Source organism: endosymbiont of unidentified scaly snail isolate Monju (genome assembly GCF_000801295.1).
Taxonomy (GTDB): domain Bacteria; phylum Pseudomonadota; class Gammaproteobacteria; order Chromatiales; family Chromatiaceae; genus MONJU.
Map to the genome: position 1 here is coordinate 1,464,171 of NZ_AP012978.1, position 15,674 is coordinate 1,479,844.

At 64.1% G+C, this 15,674-nt stretch carries 12 protein-coding genes, 1 pseudogene and 1 other annotated feature; of the genes and pseudogenes, 5 read left to right on the forward strand and 8 right to left on the reverse strand.

Annotated elements, in window-relative coordinates:
* The first annotated feature begins 116 nt into the window (after positions 1-116).
* Both EBS_RS07060 and EBS_RS07065 read left to right on the forward strand, forming a co-directional pair.
* The gene (locus EBS_RS07060; RefSeq protein ID WP_081999871.1) at positions 117-1,547 is read left to right on the forward strand and encodes an HlyD family efflux transporter periplasmic adaptor subunit; all 1,431 of its coding nucleotides are present in this window, start codon (positions 117-119) and stop codon (positions 1,545-1,547) included.
* 1 nt (position 1,548) lies between these two features.
* On the forward strand, positions 1,549-3,216 hold the full coding sequence (locus tag EBS_RS07065; RefSeq protein ID WP_043107982.1) for a glycosyltransferase: 1,668 nt from the start codon (positions 1,549-1,551) through the stop codon (positions 3,214-3,216).
* A 36-nt stretch (positions 3,217-3,252) separates the two neighbouring features.
* Here the strand turns inward: EBS_RS07065 and EBS_RS13630 are convergent.
* Positions 3,253-4,472 (reverse strand): annotated as a pseudogene (locus tag EBS_RS13630) (IS3 family transposase).
* Positions 4,078-4,194 (reverse strand) — a sequence feature (AL1L pseudoknot). (Overlaps the previous pseudogene by 117 nt.)
* A gap of 48 nt (positions 4,473-4,520) precedes the next feature.
* A complete protein-coding gene (locus EBS_RS14010; protein ID WP_148307693.1) occupies positions 4,521-4,823 on the reverse strand; it encodes a hypothetical protein in 303 nt (100 codons plus the stop codon).
* Between EBS_RS14010 and EBS_RS07080 the strand changes: the two genes are divergently transcribed.
* Positions 4,813-6,069: a hypothetical protein gene (locus EBS_RS07080; protein ID WP_043107983.1), complete on the forward strand. Its 1,257-nt coding sequence runs from the start codon at positions 4,813-4,815 to the stop codon at positions 6,067-6,069. The two genes, EBS_RS14010 and EBS_RS07080, sit on opposite strands and share 11 nt — an antisense overlap.
* Here the strand turns inward: EBS_RS07080 and EBS_RS07085 are convergent, their stop codons facing one another.
* From EBS_RS07085 to selD, 6 genes are all read right to left on the reverse strand, one after another.
* Positions 6,070-7,476 (reverse strand): TRAP transporter large permease, encoded by a 1,407-nt coding sequence (locus EBS_RS07085; RefSeq protein ID WP_043107984.1) that lies wholly within the window; start codon positions 7,474-7,476, stop codon positions 6,070-6,072.
* The gene (locus EBS_RS07090) at positions 7,477-8,136 is read right to left on the reverse strand and encodes a TRAP transporter small permease (protein WP_052199385.1); all 660 of its coding nucleotides are present in this window, start codon (positions 8,134-8,136) and stop codon (positions 7,477-7,479) included.
* A gap of 98 nt (positions 8,137-8,234) precedes the next feature.
* On the reverse strand, positions 8,235-9,242 hold the full coding sequence (locus EBS_RS07095) for a TRAP transporter substrate-binding protein (RefSeq protein ID WP_043107985.1): 1,008 nt from the start codon (positions 9,240-9,242) through the stop codon (positions 8,235-8,237).
* 181 nt (positions 9,243-9,423) lie between these two features.
* The gene (locus EBS_RS07100) at positions 9,424-10,791 is read right to left on the reverse strand and encodes a sigma-54-dependent transcriptional regulator (protein ID WP_043107986.1); all 1,368 of its coding nucleotides are present in this window, start codon (positions 10,789-10,791) and stop codon (positions 9,424-9,426) included.
* Positions 10,788-12,602: a sensor histidine kinase gene (locus EBS_RS07105; protein ID WP_043109422.1), complete on the reverse strand. Its 1,815-nt coding sequence runs from the start codon at positions 12,600-12,602 to the stop codon at positions 10,788-10,790. Before EBS_RS07105 ends, EBS_RS07100 begins: the two co-directional genes overlap by 4 nt.
* 35 nt (positions 12,603-12,637) lie before the next feature.
* Positions 12,638-14,896, reverse strand: a complete 2,259-nt coding sequence (gene selD, locus EBS_RS07110; RefSeq protein WP_043107987.1) for a selenide, water dikinase SelD — start codon at positions 14,894-14,896, stop codon at positions 12,638-12,640.
* Between the two features lie 153 nt (positions 14,897-15,049).
* On the opposite strand from selD, the gene EBS_RS07115 reads away from it, so the two are divergent.
* Together EBS_RS07115 and EBS_RS07120 are read left to right on the forward strand one after the other, a co-directional pair.
* The gene (locus EBS_RS07115; RefSeq protein WP_043107988.1) at positions 15,050-15,304 is read left to right on the forward strand and encodes a type II toxin-antitoxin system HicA family toxin; all 255 of its coding nucleotides are present in this window, start codon (positions 15,050-15,052) and stop codon (positions 15,302-15,304) included.
* On the forward strand, positions 15,301-15,645 hold the full coding sequence (locus EBS_RS07120; protein WP_043107989.1) for a type II toxin-antitoxin system HicB family antitoxin: 345 nt from the start codon (positions 15,301-15,303) through the stop codon (positions 15,643-15,645). Before EBS_RS07115 ends, EBS_RS07120 begins: the two co-directional genes overlap by 4 nt.
* Positions 15,646-15,674 lie beyond the last annotated feature (29 nt).

A 15,674-nucleotide genomic window follows, 5' to 3' on the forward strand; every position in this document is an offset into this window, starting at 1 on the left:
GCGTGCTCAGGAACTCAGTCATTCACCCAGAGATTGCCAGGATATCAACCATGAAACCAGGAGAGAGGACACCATAACGACTGACCTGGGCACCAGGGACGGCTACCACGGGGGTCATGGTAGCTACTACTGTGCTGACGGCGGAACCCAACTACCTGCGCAAATCACACCGCGTCTCGTTGCCGATGGTCGTCATCATCGGCGAACGAGCCTATCGCACACGTGACTGGTCATTGACCGGGGTCGGCCTGGAAGATTTCGACCAGGAGATCCGCCCGGGAGAAGTCGTCTCCGCCACCTTGCGCCTCCCCATGCAAGGCTCTCGCCTGGAACTGCAACAGGCACTGCGGTTCACCGGACAACACGGTGACGTTTTCGGTTTCGAGTTCCATGAACTCCGGCCGCGCAACCGGCGCATCCTGCGCCACTACGTGGAACTGGCGGTGGAAGGCAAGCTCGACAACGTCGAGGACCTGATCGCCGTCGTTACTGCCCCCGAGGTCTCCACTCCTATCCAGGAAGCCCTGAATCTCGCGGACCTGGACAACGAGGAACTGATCTCGCGCTTCCGTTTCCGCAGCGCCCTCACCCTGGTTTTCGCCTTCCTCTTTCTCGTCCTGCTGCTGGCCACCCTTTTCTACAACACCACCTACCGGGTATCGGGGGTTGGTGTCATCACGGGCAACCTCACTAAAGTCAGCGCTGGCACTGTGGGCGTGGTCACCCAGGTGATGAAACAGGCGAATCAACCCGTCAAGGCCGGTGAGATCATCGCCTATATTGCGGACGAGAAATATGACCAGCAGATTGCGCTGCTCGAGCAGCGTCAGATCGAACTGCGCAAGAAGCTTGCCCTGGTCGAAACCGCTCGCGCCGGCATCACCAATGCGCTGATCGACGAACTCGAGGAACTGGTGAAAACGCGCGAAAAGGAGCTGAATCGCGCACGACGCCTCCACAGGGAGCGCCTGATATCCTTCAAGGACCTCGCCTACATCGAAAATCAGTACCGGCAGGCCCGCATTGCACTGGCGCGCGAACGCAGGCAGAGCGAGACCCGCCAGACTTCGACACTCGCGGAAGAAACCTCCCTCAAACGTGCACTGACGGAGCTCGAAAAGCGACTGGTGGAACTGCGGCGCCAGGGAGATATCCGACCCGTGGTCTCGCCCAGTTCGGGCCTGGTCTTCAACACCGGGATCCAGAAGGGGCAACGGGTCTCTGCGGCCACCACCATTGCGCTGTTGCAGGACGATCGGGCGCCCTACGTATTGCTTTCGCTTCCGGTGGAAAGCGCACTCAAGCTGTCACCTGGCATGAAGGCAACCGTGGTGGTTCCCCGCCTTCGGCGTGAATACAGCGCCACCATCACCGCACTGGGATACAGCGCAGTCAACCCCGAAGTCACCATCTCGCAGGAAGCCAGCCTCAACGAGACCCTGGTCAAGCTGACCCTGGACGATCCGAAGGTCCGCCTCCCCGCCCACCTGCGGGTCAATGTCTGGGTCAAGACCTTCTCGTGGCGCTGGTTGCTGCCCTCGCCCTGATATGCCGACGCGCAGTCCCGTACTCTTCCGTATCAACCGGAGGATCGGCAACACCGAGGGATTCTACTCCCTCATCGTCCCGGCCATTGTCTATCTCTCCCTGGCTGTGGCGATCCTCTATGCCATGTGGCCGTATTTCTACCACATAAAGAACGAAACCTTCATCGTACTGGGAATCTTCGCCAGCTGGCGCTACGGCTGGGCGATCACCCATTACATCCGGGCCGTCATCTACGAATTCTTCCGGTACCCGCGACTTCGGCGTCTTACCCACGATCTCCCGCCGGATCAGCGCTACCCCAGTCACATCTTTTTCATCATTCCCTCCTACCGTGAAGAGGCCTGGGTGACCCTGGAGGCAATCCACTCGCTGTTCTCCAACCTGGCGGAAATAGAGATCACGGCCACCTTCATCGTCGCAACCGGGTCGGACGAGGACGACAAGGCCGTCTATGCCGCCTACAAGGCCCATCCCTATCACCACAATGTGGAACTGGTGCTGCAACGCCAGAAACAGGGAAAACGCATCGCCATGGGCCATGCACTCCGCGCCCTGGCTCGCCGATACGATGGCGATTACAACAGTGTCACCATCTTCATGGACGGCGATTCCTATCTGCCTCCCCGCTCGCTGGCGATCGCCCTGCCCTTTTTCACCCGCTTCCGCGACCTGGGGGCAGCCACCACCAACGAGGCAGCCTTCATCAATACCCGCTCGCTGTTGTACAAGGAGTGGTTCAACCTGAAATTCGGACAACGGCATCTGTTGTTCAAGTCCCATGCCCTATCCAACAAGGTCCTGACCCTGACCGGCCGTTTCTCCATGTTTCGGACCGCCATCATTGCCCAGGAAGACTTCATCCAGCAGATCGAAAATGACTATCTCGACCACTGGATGCACGGCCGCTTCCGCTTCCTGATGGGAGACGGCAAGAGCACCTGGTTCTACCTGCTGAAACACGGCTGGAACATGCTCTACCTGCATGATGTCATCGCCTACTCCCTGGAATCACGGGACGACAGCTTCCTGAAGATCAGCATGTCGCTGCCCTATCGCTGGTACGGCAATACCCTGCGTAACAACCTGCGTGCGCTCAAACTGGGATGGCGTAGAACCGGCCTGTTCATCTGGTGGTGCATATTCGACCAGCGCATCAACATGTGGACCGGACTGGCCGGTATTACCGGCGCCACCATACTCAGCCTGTCCAAGTCGTTCATCTATCTACCCTTCTACATCGCCTGGGTACTCATCGTGAAGACGCTGCAGACCAGCGTCATCGCACTGCGCGGACACCCGGTGAGTCTGCTCACCATTCCCCTCATGCTGTACAACCAGTGGATCGGCTCGCTGATCAAGATCAAGGCATCTTTCCACCTGGCGGATCAGAGCTGGTCAAAAGGCGGGCAAAAACAGTCCAGTCAACAGGACCACATCGCCGTCCCGCACCCTCTGCCCCCCCTCATGCCAGACCTCACCATGCTGGTGTCGGTACTGCTGTTTTTCTATGTGATGCTGCTTGCCGAGGGGGCACTGGAGTTGCCCAGATGGCCGCACGCCCGGGCCTTTGCCGCGGGGAACCATGTAGAGATCGATCTGACACTCTATGGCGTCGTTGCAGACGACGGGAAAGATGACAGCGCGGCCATCCGCAGGGTGCTGGACTGAACCGCCCCGGATATTCCGGAGACTGTTTTGTTTGAGTCAGGCCGCCTTGGCAGACTCTTTCTGTTGGCGATAATACGCCGCTTCCAACTCCGCCGGTGGCACGTTGCCAATAGGCTCCAGCAGCCGCCGGTGGTTGAACCAGTCCACCCACTCCAAAGTGGCATATTCGACCGCCTCCCTATGCTTCCAGGGGCCTCGCCGGTAGATAACCTCGGCCTTGTACAGACCGTTGATCGTCTCTGCCAGAGCGTTGTCATAGGAGTCCCCTCGGCTACCGACCGAGGCATCAATGCCGGCCCCGGCCAGGCGCTCCGTGTAGCGCACCGACAGGTACTGACAGCCTCGGTCACTGTGGTGCACCAGGCCCTCTGTGTCCTGGCGCGACCATAGCGCCTGCTCCAGCGCATCCAGCACCAGGTCGGTCTTCAGCGACCGGGAGACACGCCAGCCCACGATCCGTCGGGCATAGACGTCCACGACAAACGCCACATAGACAAACCCTGTCCAAGTCGCCACGTAGGTAATGTCCGCCACCCACAACTGATTCGGGCGGGTGGCAGTAAACTGCCGCTTCACCCGGTCCAGTGGTCGTTCCGCCGTCGTGTCGCCGATCGTTGTCCGGCAACGGCGGCCTCACACCACACCCCGCAACCCCATGACACGCATCAGACGTTCCACCGTGCAGCGGGCTACCTCGATGCCTTCCCGGTTGAGCTGCCGCCATACCTTCCTGGCACCGTACACCTGGAAGTTCTCTTCCCAGATCCGTCGAATCTCGTCTGACAGGGCGCGATCCCGCTGCAATCGCCGCGGCAGTCGCTGTGGATCGGCCTCACGGGCCTTGTGCTCATAGTAGGTGGACGGGGCGATCGGCAGCACCGCGCAGATCGGCTCGACCCCGTAACGATCCCTGTGATCGTCGATGTACGCGATCATCTCTTCAGTTTGCGGTCGAGCTCCGCCTGGGCAAAAAAAGCCGACGCCGTCTTCAGAATCTCGTTGGCCCGCCTCAGCTCCCGGTTCTCCCGTTCCAAGGCCTTGAGCCGCTCGCGCTCCGACGTCGTCAGACCCTCACGCAGTCCTTGATCACGCTCGGCCTGTCTCACCCATTTGCGCAGCGTCTCCGGCGTACAGCCGATCTTGGCCGCGATGGAGGTCATCGCCGCCCATTGGGAATCATGCTCGCCCTGATGATCAAACACCATGCGAACCGCCCGTTCCCGGACCTCAGGGGAATATCTCTTGCTCGTATCCATAGACTCTATCCTCTCAAGAAATGGAGTCTCCGGGAAACCCGGGGCGGTTCACTGCGTATCGCCCGCAGTCACCGCAACGTCTTCGACGGCATCGAACTGCGTGGATTGCGGCATCTGACCCTGCAATGGAGCAGCAGTTACAACAGCCTGAGGCACATACGAGGCGATACCGATATCAATTTCCACGGTGGATACAGCCACCGCAACCGGCTGCGTCATCTCCGTTTGACGCTGTCGCCAGAACGTCCCTGGCCACCGATGCGGATGCACGCTGGGCGCCACCAGACGGGCCGGCCAACCGGGTTCAGCAATGTCTCTGGCGATACCGGGAGCAAACCGGATGGAAGACATGCGACGATTGATCCTGCTGACCTTTCTGATGATCGGTATTGATCCGGCGATGGCAACGGGACTGGACGCCCGGTTCGGGAAGCATTATCTCGAAGGAGCCCCCGTTCCAGCCGGCTCGGCCGAAATGCAATGGAAGAAGGCGCTCGCCACGAGCAAGCGCTACAACCGTCTGCTGTCCGAAATCTCGCCCTTCAAGGGCGTCTATCTGAGATTGGAAGGAAATCACAACCTGGACTCCGGCCGCGACCTGCTGCGCTATGGCCTGGATTGGGATCTCTTTGCCAACGGTCGCCGCGAGGCACAAAGACGTCACGAAAAGACCGTACTCGAACGCCGGGTACAATTTCTTCAGCTGCTGCGCGACATGAGTGAACGTGCCGCCCAGGAACGCCACTATCTCGTCGACCAGCTACGCACCCGGGTGCTCACCGACTGGCTGAAAGCCAAGGTGCAACTGGTCGAGCAGCAACTCGCGCAGCTCCGCGGAGCGTTACGCGCCGGCTTCGCCACCCGGGAGCAGGTCGAACAGCTCCGTCTTCTCTTGAAGCAAACCCGTGAGCGACTACAGGCACAACCGGATAACACGATGGCCATGCCCGCTTCGTGGCAATTGCTGCTCAACCAGCTCACGGAACTGCAATTGAAACCGCACAGCGAACTGCTGGCCAGAACCCTTTCTCAACATCCCGACCTCGCGCTGCAAAGGCTCTTTCAACAACGTGCCGATTTCCAGCGCGACTGGAAAGACGATCTCGAGGCTCGCCTCTATATCGAGAGAAACGAGACAGCAGCAAGCCGCACCGACCAGGGCACGGTGATCGGCTTCCGCGTGCGAATGCCACTCGAGCGCCCGGCACACCGGGAAGAACTGGTCCGGCTGGAACGTTCGCTCTACGAGGATCAGGTCCAGGCGATACGAACCCGCCTGCGACAACGTATCGACCAGATCATACGTCGCTGGCACCAGCACCGCGCCATTCTCAAGGCCCATCTCTACCACCTGAATACACTTGAGCGCTCGCTGTCGCGCCTCGCGCGTCATGCCCGCATGGCCCTGCCCTCGCTGCCCTATTCACCGGATGCCGAATTGCGGGTGAAGCAGCGCGAACGACTGGACCTGTTGCGCGACATCCTCATGGAACGTCTGCAATTGCTCGACTACCTGGTGGACCTGGGCCAGTTGGCTCAATTGCCTGACCCCCGGGACCTGTTTACCGAAACCGACCGGTTCCGGGCCCCGCAGTGATCAACGCCCGATGACGATCTCCGGTCCCATCAGGGTGTTGGGCACGACCGTCGACAACCAGGGCACATAGGTGATCAGGATCAGGAACAGGAACAGGATCGCCAGCCACGGCAGGGCCGCGCGCACCACCCCCAGCACCGGCATCTTCGCCACCCCTGCGGTGACGAAGAGATTCAGCCCCACCGGTGGAGTAATCATGCCGATCTCCATGTTCACGACCATGATGATGCCCAGGTGGATGGGATCGATACCCAGCTTCATGGCGATGGGGAAGACCAGCGGAGCGACGATGACAATCAACCCCGACGGCTCCATGAACTGACCGCCGATCAGCAGGATCAGGTTCACGATCACCAGGAACATCACCGGACCGAAACCGGCATCGAGCATCGCCTGCGCAATCTCCTGCGGGATGCGTTCCTCGGTGAGCACGTGCTTGAGGATCAGCGCGTTGGCGATGATGAACAGCAACATGATGGTGAGCTTCCCGCCTTCGAGCAGGGCGTGGCGATGGTCGCGATGGAAGATCGCCGGCAGCAGGTAGACGAAGAACTCCGCGGTGTTGCGCGCCAGGGCGTGCAGGCGCCCCTCACCCGGCCTGCGGCGAGGCCTGTCCTTCAGCGGCCCCATGTCCCGATACACGAAATTGGCGATGAAAAAGGCATACACCGAGGCCACCGCCGCGGCTTCGGTCGGCGTGAACACTCCGCCATAGATACCGCCCAGGATGATGACGATCAGGAACAGGCCCCAGCCCGCTTCGCGCGCCGCCGCCCAGATCTCGGCAAACCCCGCAAAGGGCTGCGCGGGCAGATTCTTCACCCGCGCCGCCACATAGATGCCCACCATCAGCATGAAACCGGCGAGCAGGCCGGGGATGATACCGGCAAGAAACATGCGCCCCACCGAAACATCGGTGGCGGCGGCATAAACCACCATCACGATGGACGGCGGGATCAGGATACCCAGGGTGCCGGCATTGCAGATCACCCCGGCGGCAAAATCGCGACTGTAACCGACCTTGACCATGCCCGCGATCACCAGCGAACCGATGGCCACTACCGTGGCCGGCGAGGAACCCGAGAGCGCGGCAAACAGCATACAGGCGAACACGCCGGCGATCGCCAGGCCGCCGCGCACATGCCCCACGGTGGCGATGGCAAAACGGATGATGCGACGCGCCACCCCCCCAGTGGCCATGTAGGACGACGCCAGGATGAAGAACGGGATGGCCAGCAGGGTGTAATGCCCCTCGAAGGCCTCGAACAGGGTCTGCGCCACGCTGGCCAGCGAGCTGTCGGAATAGTAGAGCAGGAACAGGATGCTCGACAGGCCCAGCGCCACCGCAATGGGCACACCGATGGCCAGCAGCAGGAGCACTCCGAGGAACAGCGATGCCGCGGCCATCTAGCGCTTCCTCCTCTTCCCGGGGCTGTCGTTGGACGGCAGGTCCGGGTGCTCGGCGATGTCTTCCTCGATGTCCTCGATCAGGTCGTCGGCCTCGTGGCTGGCGATCAGCATGCGCTGCTCACCCCGCCAGATGCGCCACCCCGCCTGCACGAAACGCAGGCCCATCAGCGCCATGCCGAACGGCAGGATGAAATAGGGTATCCAGCGCGGCAGGTTCTCGTAGCGCGGGTCACCGTCCTCGACCAGGCCGAACAGTGCCTGCAACCAGACAGGAAAGGGAATGTCCTCGACCTCCAGGAAGTTCAGCTTGAAGGCAAACTTGCTCCAGTAGTCCCAGCCCCCCTTGAGCAGCAGGCCGACATACAAGAGACAGATGGCCACCACCAGCAGACCGACCAGGCGCTGGACACGGAGTGGCAGGATGTTGATCAGCGCGTCCACCCCCAGGTGCGCCGTGTGCTTGACCAAATAGCTCATGCCGAACAGCACCAGCCAGGCGAACAGGTAGGTGGTCGCCTCCAGGCCCCAGAGGATGCCGGAATGGAACAGGTAGCGCGCCACCACGTTGGCGAAGGTGATTGCCACCATCAAGCCGAGGATGACCGCAATGGCGGTCTCCTCGAACGTGTTGATCCATCGTGACAGGCGCTGGCGCATCGGTCTGCTCAAGATCTCACCCTCCTGACCTCCCCCGCAAGCGGGGGAGGAACGGGATCAGAGGGTCCCCGGGGGGAAAGGCCGGAAGAGTCTTGTACTCAACCCTCGTTGGCCTTCTGTGCCGCGGCGATCACGTCGGCGCCGACATCACCCTCGAACTGTTTCCACACCGGCTTGAGGGCCTCGACCCACTCCTGCCGCTGTTCGGGCGTGAGGGTGCGCACCGGGCTGCCGGCGGCGATGATCTTCTGCTTGTTCTGCTCGTTGATCGCGGTAGAGACCTTGTTTCGCTCCGCGGTCACCTCGGCAATGATGCGCTCGAGCTGGTTGCGCACATCCGAGGGCAGCCCATCCCAGAATTCGGTGGAGGTCACCACCAGGTAGTCGAGCACGCCGTGGTTGGTCTCGGTCACGCCGTCCTGCACCTCGAAGAACTTCTTGGTGTAGATATTCGACCAGGTGTTCTCCTGACCATCCACCACCCCACTCTGCAGGGCACCATAGACTTCGGAGAAGGCCATCTTCTGCGGGATGGCGCCCAGTGCCTCGAACTGGGCCTTGAGCACGTCGGAACTCATGATGCGGAACTTCAGCCCCCTGGCATCCGAGGGGTGGATCAGCGGCCGGTTGGCCGACATCTGCTTCATGCCATTGTGCCAGAAGGCCAGCCCCTGCAGTCCCTTCTTGCGCATGGCGTTCTTCAGTTTCTGCCCGGTTTCCGAGTTCTGGAAACGATCCACCGCGTCGATGTCCTTGAACATGAACGGCAGGTCGAAGATGCGGTACTGCTTGGTGTACTTCTCGAACTTCGACAACGAGGGGGCCGCCATCTGCACATCACCGAGCAGCAGTGCCTCGAGCACCTTCTTGTCGTTGTAGAGCTGCTTGTTGGGATAGACCTGCATGCAGACCTTGCCATCCATCTCGCGGTTCACCCGCTCGGCCAGCAGCGCGGCGGCCTCGCCCTTGGGATGCCCCTTGGCGGCAGTCACGTGGCTGAACTTGATGACGATCTCGCCCTTGTCGCAGCCCTCCGAGGCGAGCGCGGAAGCACTGCCCAGAGCCAGCGCCACAGCAGCGGTCAGACAGACGAACGATTTTTTCATGGGATTCCTCCTGGTTTGTTCTCGTGCGGACGCCAGACGACGACCTGTCCCAATCACGAGCAAGGACCGGGCCAGCCGCCCACCGGCCCACCAGAAGCGGCCGTGGCAAGGGCTCGCCCGGCCAGGCCTGCGAAAAACCGGCGAAATTCCGCCAGTCAGGCCCTTCCGAATCGGCGGAATCTCACCCCTGCGCCTTGTACTGACTCTTGTCCAGGCCGTACTTGCGCATCTTGTCGTAGAGCGTCTTGCGCGGAATGCCAAGCGCGGCCATCACGTCCTTGAGGCGGCCATTGTGCATGGCGAGCTGCTGGGCGATCAGGCACTTCTCGAAGGATTCCACTTGCTGCGGCAGGGTCAGCGCCGGTTCCTGGCTGGCCCCGTGCAACAGGCGCTCGAGGTCATGCCCCACCTGGTCGCCGAGCAGCACGTAGCGCTCGGCCAGGTTGCGCAGCTCACGTACATTGCCCGGCCAGGGATGGCTGAGCAGGGCACGCATCTGCCCGGGGTCCGGCGGAGGCGACTCGGCCCCGTAGCGCGCCGAGGCCACCAGCAGAAAGTGCTGGAACAGCAGGGGGATGTCCTCGAGGCGTTCACGCAGGGGCGGGATCTCCAGGGTGACCACGTTCAGGCGGTAGTACAGATCCTCGCGAAACTCGCCACGCCCTGCCGCCTCGCGCAGATCCACCTTGGTCGCGGCCACCACCCGCAGGTCCAGCGACACCGGCGTGTTCGAGCCCAGACGCTCGACACTGCGCTCCTGCAACACCCGCAGCAGGTGCACCTGCACTGCCATCGGCATGCTCTCGATTTCGTCGAGAAACAGCGTGCCCTGATTGGCGTGCTCGAAGCGGCCGATACGCCGCGAGCGTGCCCCGGTGAAGGCCCCCGCCTCATGGCCGAACAGTTCGCTCTCGATCAGGCTCTCGGGGATGGCCCCGCAGTTGACCGGCACGAAGTGATGCGCCCGTCGCCGTGAATGCTCGTGCAGGGCGCGCGCCACCAGCTCCTTTCCGGTGCCGGTCTCGCCCAGGATCAGCACGTCGGCATCGGTATCGGCCAGGCGCGCGATGGTCTGACGCAGGCGCTGCATGGCCGGGCTGTTGCCGACGATGCGCGGACCCGGCGCACTGTGCATCTCCAGCTCACGGCGCAGGCGGCGGTTCTCCAGTGCCAGCGCACGCCGGCTGGCGGCACGCCGCACGGCATCCACGAGGCGTTCGGCCGGGAACGGCTTTTCGATGAAATCGTAGGCACCGGCACGCATGGCCTCGACGGCCAGCGCCACGTCGCCGTGCCCGGTGATCAGGATCACCGGCAGGTCCGGGTCGCGCATGCGCAACGCCGAGAGCAGCCCCATACCGTCCATGCCCGGCATGCGGATGTCGCTGACCACCACGCCGGGCCAGTCGTCGCGGAGGACGTCCAGCGCGGCCTCGGCACTTTCGAGACCCTGCGCCTCGAAGCCGGCCAGCTCCAGGGTCTGCACATTGGCCGCACGCACCGCCGGCTCGTCGTCGATGAATAGGACCGGTATCCGCTCGTCGCTCATTGCGCTGTCGCCCGTTCCAGGGTGAGTATGAATTCGGCGCCGCCATCCGGCACGTTACGTGCCTCCAGCCGGCCACCCATGTTATCCGCGATCTGCTGCGAGATCGCCAGCCCCAGCCCGAGGCCGGACTTGCGGGTGGTAAAAAAGGGGTCGAAGATCTGCGCCAGGTGCTCCTGCGCAATGCCCGGCCCGTTGTCGCGCACCCGGATCTGCACCTGGTCCTGCTCCGCGAGGGCATCGATGCGGATGCAGGGATCGGCCTCGCCTTCCAGCGCGTGCTGGGCGTTGCCGACCAGGTTCAGCAACACCTGCTCCAGGCGGGTGGCGTCGGCCAGCACCCACAACGCGTCCAGCCCCTCTCCCAGCTCGACCTGTACCCCGGCGCGCCGCAGGTCCGGCTGCAAAAGTTCCAGCACCACCTCCACTGCCTGCCGCAAGGACACCGGCAGGCGGTGACCGTCCGACTTGCGCGCGAACAGCTTGAGCTGGGAACTGATGCGGCTCATGTGCTCGACCAGGCGAGCGATCTGCTCCAGGTTGCCGGCCACCTCGGCGTCACGCCCGCGCTCGAGCAACAGGCGGGCGTTCTCGGCATAGCTGCGAATGGCGCTGAGCGGCTGGTTGAGTTCGTGATTGATACTTGCCGAGAGCTGGCCGAGCATGGCCAGCTTGGCCGCCTGTACCAGCTCGTCCTGGGCACGACGCAGAGCCTGTTCGGCACGTCGCCGTTCCTCCACCTCGCGCTGCAGATCGGCGGTGCGCTCGACCACCCGCTGCTCGAGTTCGCCATGCGCGCGCTCCAGCGCCGCCCGGGCCTCGGCATCGCAACGCGCCCGCTCCAGGCGCCGCGCACGCGACTGCCACCACAGCAGGCCCAACAGCAGAAGCGCCACCCCCGCCGCGCCGGTCACCGCCATGGCGCTGGAGACCTGGCGCCCCACCTCGTCGGTCGGGGTCAGCAACAGCATGCGCCAGCCCTGCGCCGGCATCGCCAGCTCGCGCACCAGCAGGGTCGGTGCCGCCGGCCGGTCGGTGCGCTGCACCAGGTAGGTGCCACGAGGGCCGGTACGTGCCGCCAGCGGCAACGGCGCCGGCTCGACACCCGGGTAGCGATGACTGTCACGGATGCGCGCCAGCACTTCCGGCGGCAGGACGCCGAGGGTACGAAAACGCCAGTCCGCCTGCGAGGCGATGAACACCACCCCGTCGGGATCGACCACCAGCACCGTCTCGCGCGGGTTGCGCCAGTCCTGCTCGAGATGGGCAATATCCATCTTCAGCACCACCACGCCGACCGGGCGTCCCAGTTCGAGGACCGGGTAGGAAAAGTAATAGCCGCGCACCCGCGAGGTGCTGCCCAGCGCATAGTAGCGCCCCGCCTCCCCGCGCATGGCCTGGCGGAAATAGGGACGAAAACCGAAGTTGCGGCCGATGAAGGTACGCTCTTGCGCCCAGTTGCTGGCCGCAAGTGTCAGGCCCTGCGCGTCCATCAGGTAGATGTCCAGTGCGCCGGTACGCCGCGCCGCCTGCTCGAAATACTCGTTGAGCGCCTGGCGGGCCGAGGCGTTGTCGGGCTGGCGCAGTACCTTGAGCAGACGCTGGTGGGTCGCCAGCAGGGCCGGAATGGACTCGTAACGCGCCAGCTGCCCCTCGAGGTTGGCAGCATACAGCGCCAGTCGCTGTTCGGCGGTGCGCGCCAGCTCGCCCAGTGCGCGCTCGCGGATCACCCCCGCCACGCCCCACACCACCAGGCCCAGCACCGCGAGCGCCGACAGGAGCAGCGCCAGCAGGCGCCACGCGGGCCATGGCACCTGCCTGCCGGCTTCGAGTTCCCGTATCGCGTGCTTCACCCCTGATCCACCATGACCTGCGGCTCACCCGCAAGCACCTCGCCGATACGCGCCGCCTGGTAACCGGCGGCATGCAGGTATTCCAGGCAGTCGTCCACGGCGCCGGCGGGCACGCCCGCGAGCAGGCCGCCGGCGGTCTGCGGATCAAACAGCAGCGGATAGCGGGGGTGGTTCCTGACTGCTTCAAGGTCGACAACGGCTCGACGCAGGCGCAGGTTCTCCGGGGCCAGGCTCGACTGAATGCCCATCGCCAGGGTCTCGAGCGCGCCATCGAGCACCGGCAGCGCCGCGAGGTCGATGCGCGCGCTACAGCCCGAGGCGCGCAGCATCTCCAGCAGGTGGCCGAGCAGGCCGAAGCCGGTGACATCGGTGCAGGCGCTGGCCCCCTGCCCATGCAGGATGATCGCTGCCTCGCGATTCGATCGCAGCATCTGTTCGATGGCACCCTGCACCCAACGGCCACGCGCACGGTGCCGCATGTCGGCGGCCATCAGGGTGCCGGTGCCCAGCGGCTTGGTGAGAATCAGCACCTCGCCCGGGCGCAGTCCGCCCTTGCGCAGCAGCCGATCCGGATCGGCCAGGCCGTTGACCGCCAGCCCGAAGGCCAGCTCGGCGCCCTCGCTGGAATGCCCGCCGGCGAGCACCGCGCCGGCCTCGTGCAGCACACCGAGCGCGCCGTCGAGCAGCTCGAACAGGGTCTGCTCGATCACTGCCTCGCGCCCGAAGGGCACGGTGGCGATCGCCAGCGCCGAATGCGGTGCTGCGTTCATGGCGTACAGGTCGCCCAGGGCGTGGTTCGCGGCGATGGCTCCGAAGACATGGGCATCGTCGAGAAAGGCACGGAAATAATCGACACTCTGCACCAGCAGACGCCCCGGCGGCACCGCGAAGGCCACCGCGTCGTCGGCATCGGTGGGCCCGCCGGCGACAATGCCCTCGCCACCCTCGCGCGGCAGGCGCGCCAGCGCGCGTTCCAGCACTGTGCTGCCCACCTTGGCACCGCAGCCGCCGCAACGCATGGGCAGGTTGGCCAGCGTCTCACGCAGCTCCGCGTCAGCCAGCCCCTCTGCCGGTGCGGGCGTCTCCGGCTCGGGCATCGCGGGCAACTGGTCGAACATGCGCATGAAGCGGCGGTCGATCCAGTCCTTCACCGTCCACAGCCAGTCGCCCTCGGCCGACCAGGGGCCGCGCGAGGCGATGGCATGACGGTCGCCAGTAGTGATCAGGCCCAGGAAATGCCGTTGCGGACGATAACGGCGCAACGACCGGCCGCGCGCGGCGGCCACCAGGTTGTGGTGCAACACTGGCCCCTGGCGCACCGCGAACACCCCGGACTTGGGACGCGGATCGGGCAGGCTGGCGACATCGCCGGCGGCGAAGATCTCGGAGTGCGAGACACTCCGCAGGCAGTCGTCCACACGGATGAAACCCTCGGCATCCATCGCCAGTCCCGCGCGCGCCGGCCAGTCGGGCGTGCTGGCGCTGGTCGCCCAGAGCACCGCGTCGGCGGCAAAGCTCCGGCCATCGGTCAGGTCCAGACCATCGGCGCGCACCGCCACCACCTGCGCATCGGTCAGGACGTCCACATCACGCTCGGCGAGCACCCGCACGAAACGCCGCCGCACCCCCGGCGCGTGATTGGCCAGCAGTTCGGCATCGGCGGTGAACAGGGAAAAGTGCAGGCGCGCCGGGTCGTCGCCCCGTGCCGCCAGATCCTCGCGCAGGCGGTACTGCACCGAGAGCAGCAGCTCCACCCCGCCGGCCCCGCCACCGACCACTGCGATGCGGAAGGGGCCGTCAGAGGACAACACCCGCTCGCGCAGGGCCTGCCAGCGGCGCAGGAAGGCATCAACCGGCTTGACCGGGATGGCATGCTCCGCCGCCCCGGCCACATCCGACTGGCGTGGCCGCGAGCCGGTGTTGATCGACAGCAGGTCCCAGGGCACCGGCGGCCGCCCTGGCAGCCACACCCGGTGTTCGTCCAGATCCAGTCCCTCGACCTCACCGTGATACAGGCGAACTCCCGCGAAGCGGCACAGCCGTCGCAGGTCGATGTGGCACTGGTCGTAGTCGTAGAAACCGGCGATGTGCCCGGGCAGCATGCCCGAATACGGGGTGTGGATGTCACGGGTGATCAGCGTCACCCGCAGACCGGGCACGGGCTTCATCCCCAGCCGCAGGATCACCCCCGCATGCGCATGCCCGCCCCCGACCAGCACCAGGTCCTTTGCCACCGGCACCGCACTGTCCTGCATCACCGCCTCCCGGATACCGCCTCGGAAGCCATGCAATATACCTGATCGGCCTTCCTGGGTGACGTCCCCCACCGATTGAGCGCCGACAGCCGGAGCAAACTGCAATGACTACAAGCAGCCCTGAAAGTACCGTTTTCTGGTACCATCAAGGCAATGAAACGGAAGCATGCAAGGACGCTGAAAAGGATTTTCGCACGGCCGGTAAGCGGCAACATCGCCTGGCGTGATATCGAAGCCCTGTTCATTGACCTGGGGGCCGAGATCGAAGAGCGCGAAGGTTCCCGCATCGGGGTGTTCCTGTTTGGCGAGATCCGGGTCTTTCACCGCCCTCACCCCTCGCCCTGCACGGACAAGGGGGCCGTCGCCAGTATCCGGAAATGGTTGTACGACAACGGAGTCAGACCATGAAACAGAAGAACCTGATGGAGATCGACGGGTACCACGCCGTCATCCAGTACGACCCGGACATCGAGATGTTCCGAGGCGAGTTCGTCGATCTGAACGGCGGCGCCGACTTCTACGCCAGCGACATCGAAGGGCTGCGGCGTGAAGGCGAGGCCTCGCTGCGTGTCTTTCTGGAGATGTGCCGGGAAAAGGGCATCGAGCCACGCAAACGCTTCTCCGGACGCTTCAATGTCCGCATCCCGGGCGATCTGCACGCCCGTGCCGTCCGCGTGGCCCGGGCACGGGGCACGAGTCTCAACCAACTGGTCGCCGAGGCCCTGGGACACGAAGTGGATGGCGGCTGATTCACGGCCAACTCGGCACCCGCAGCCGT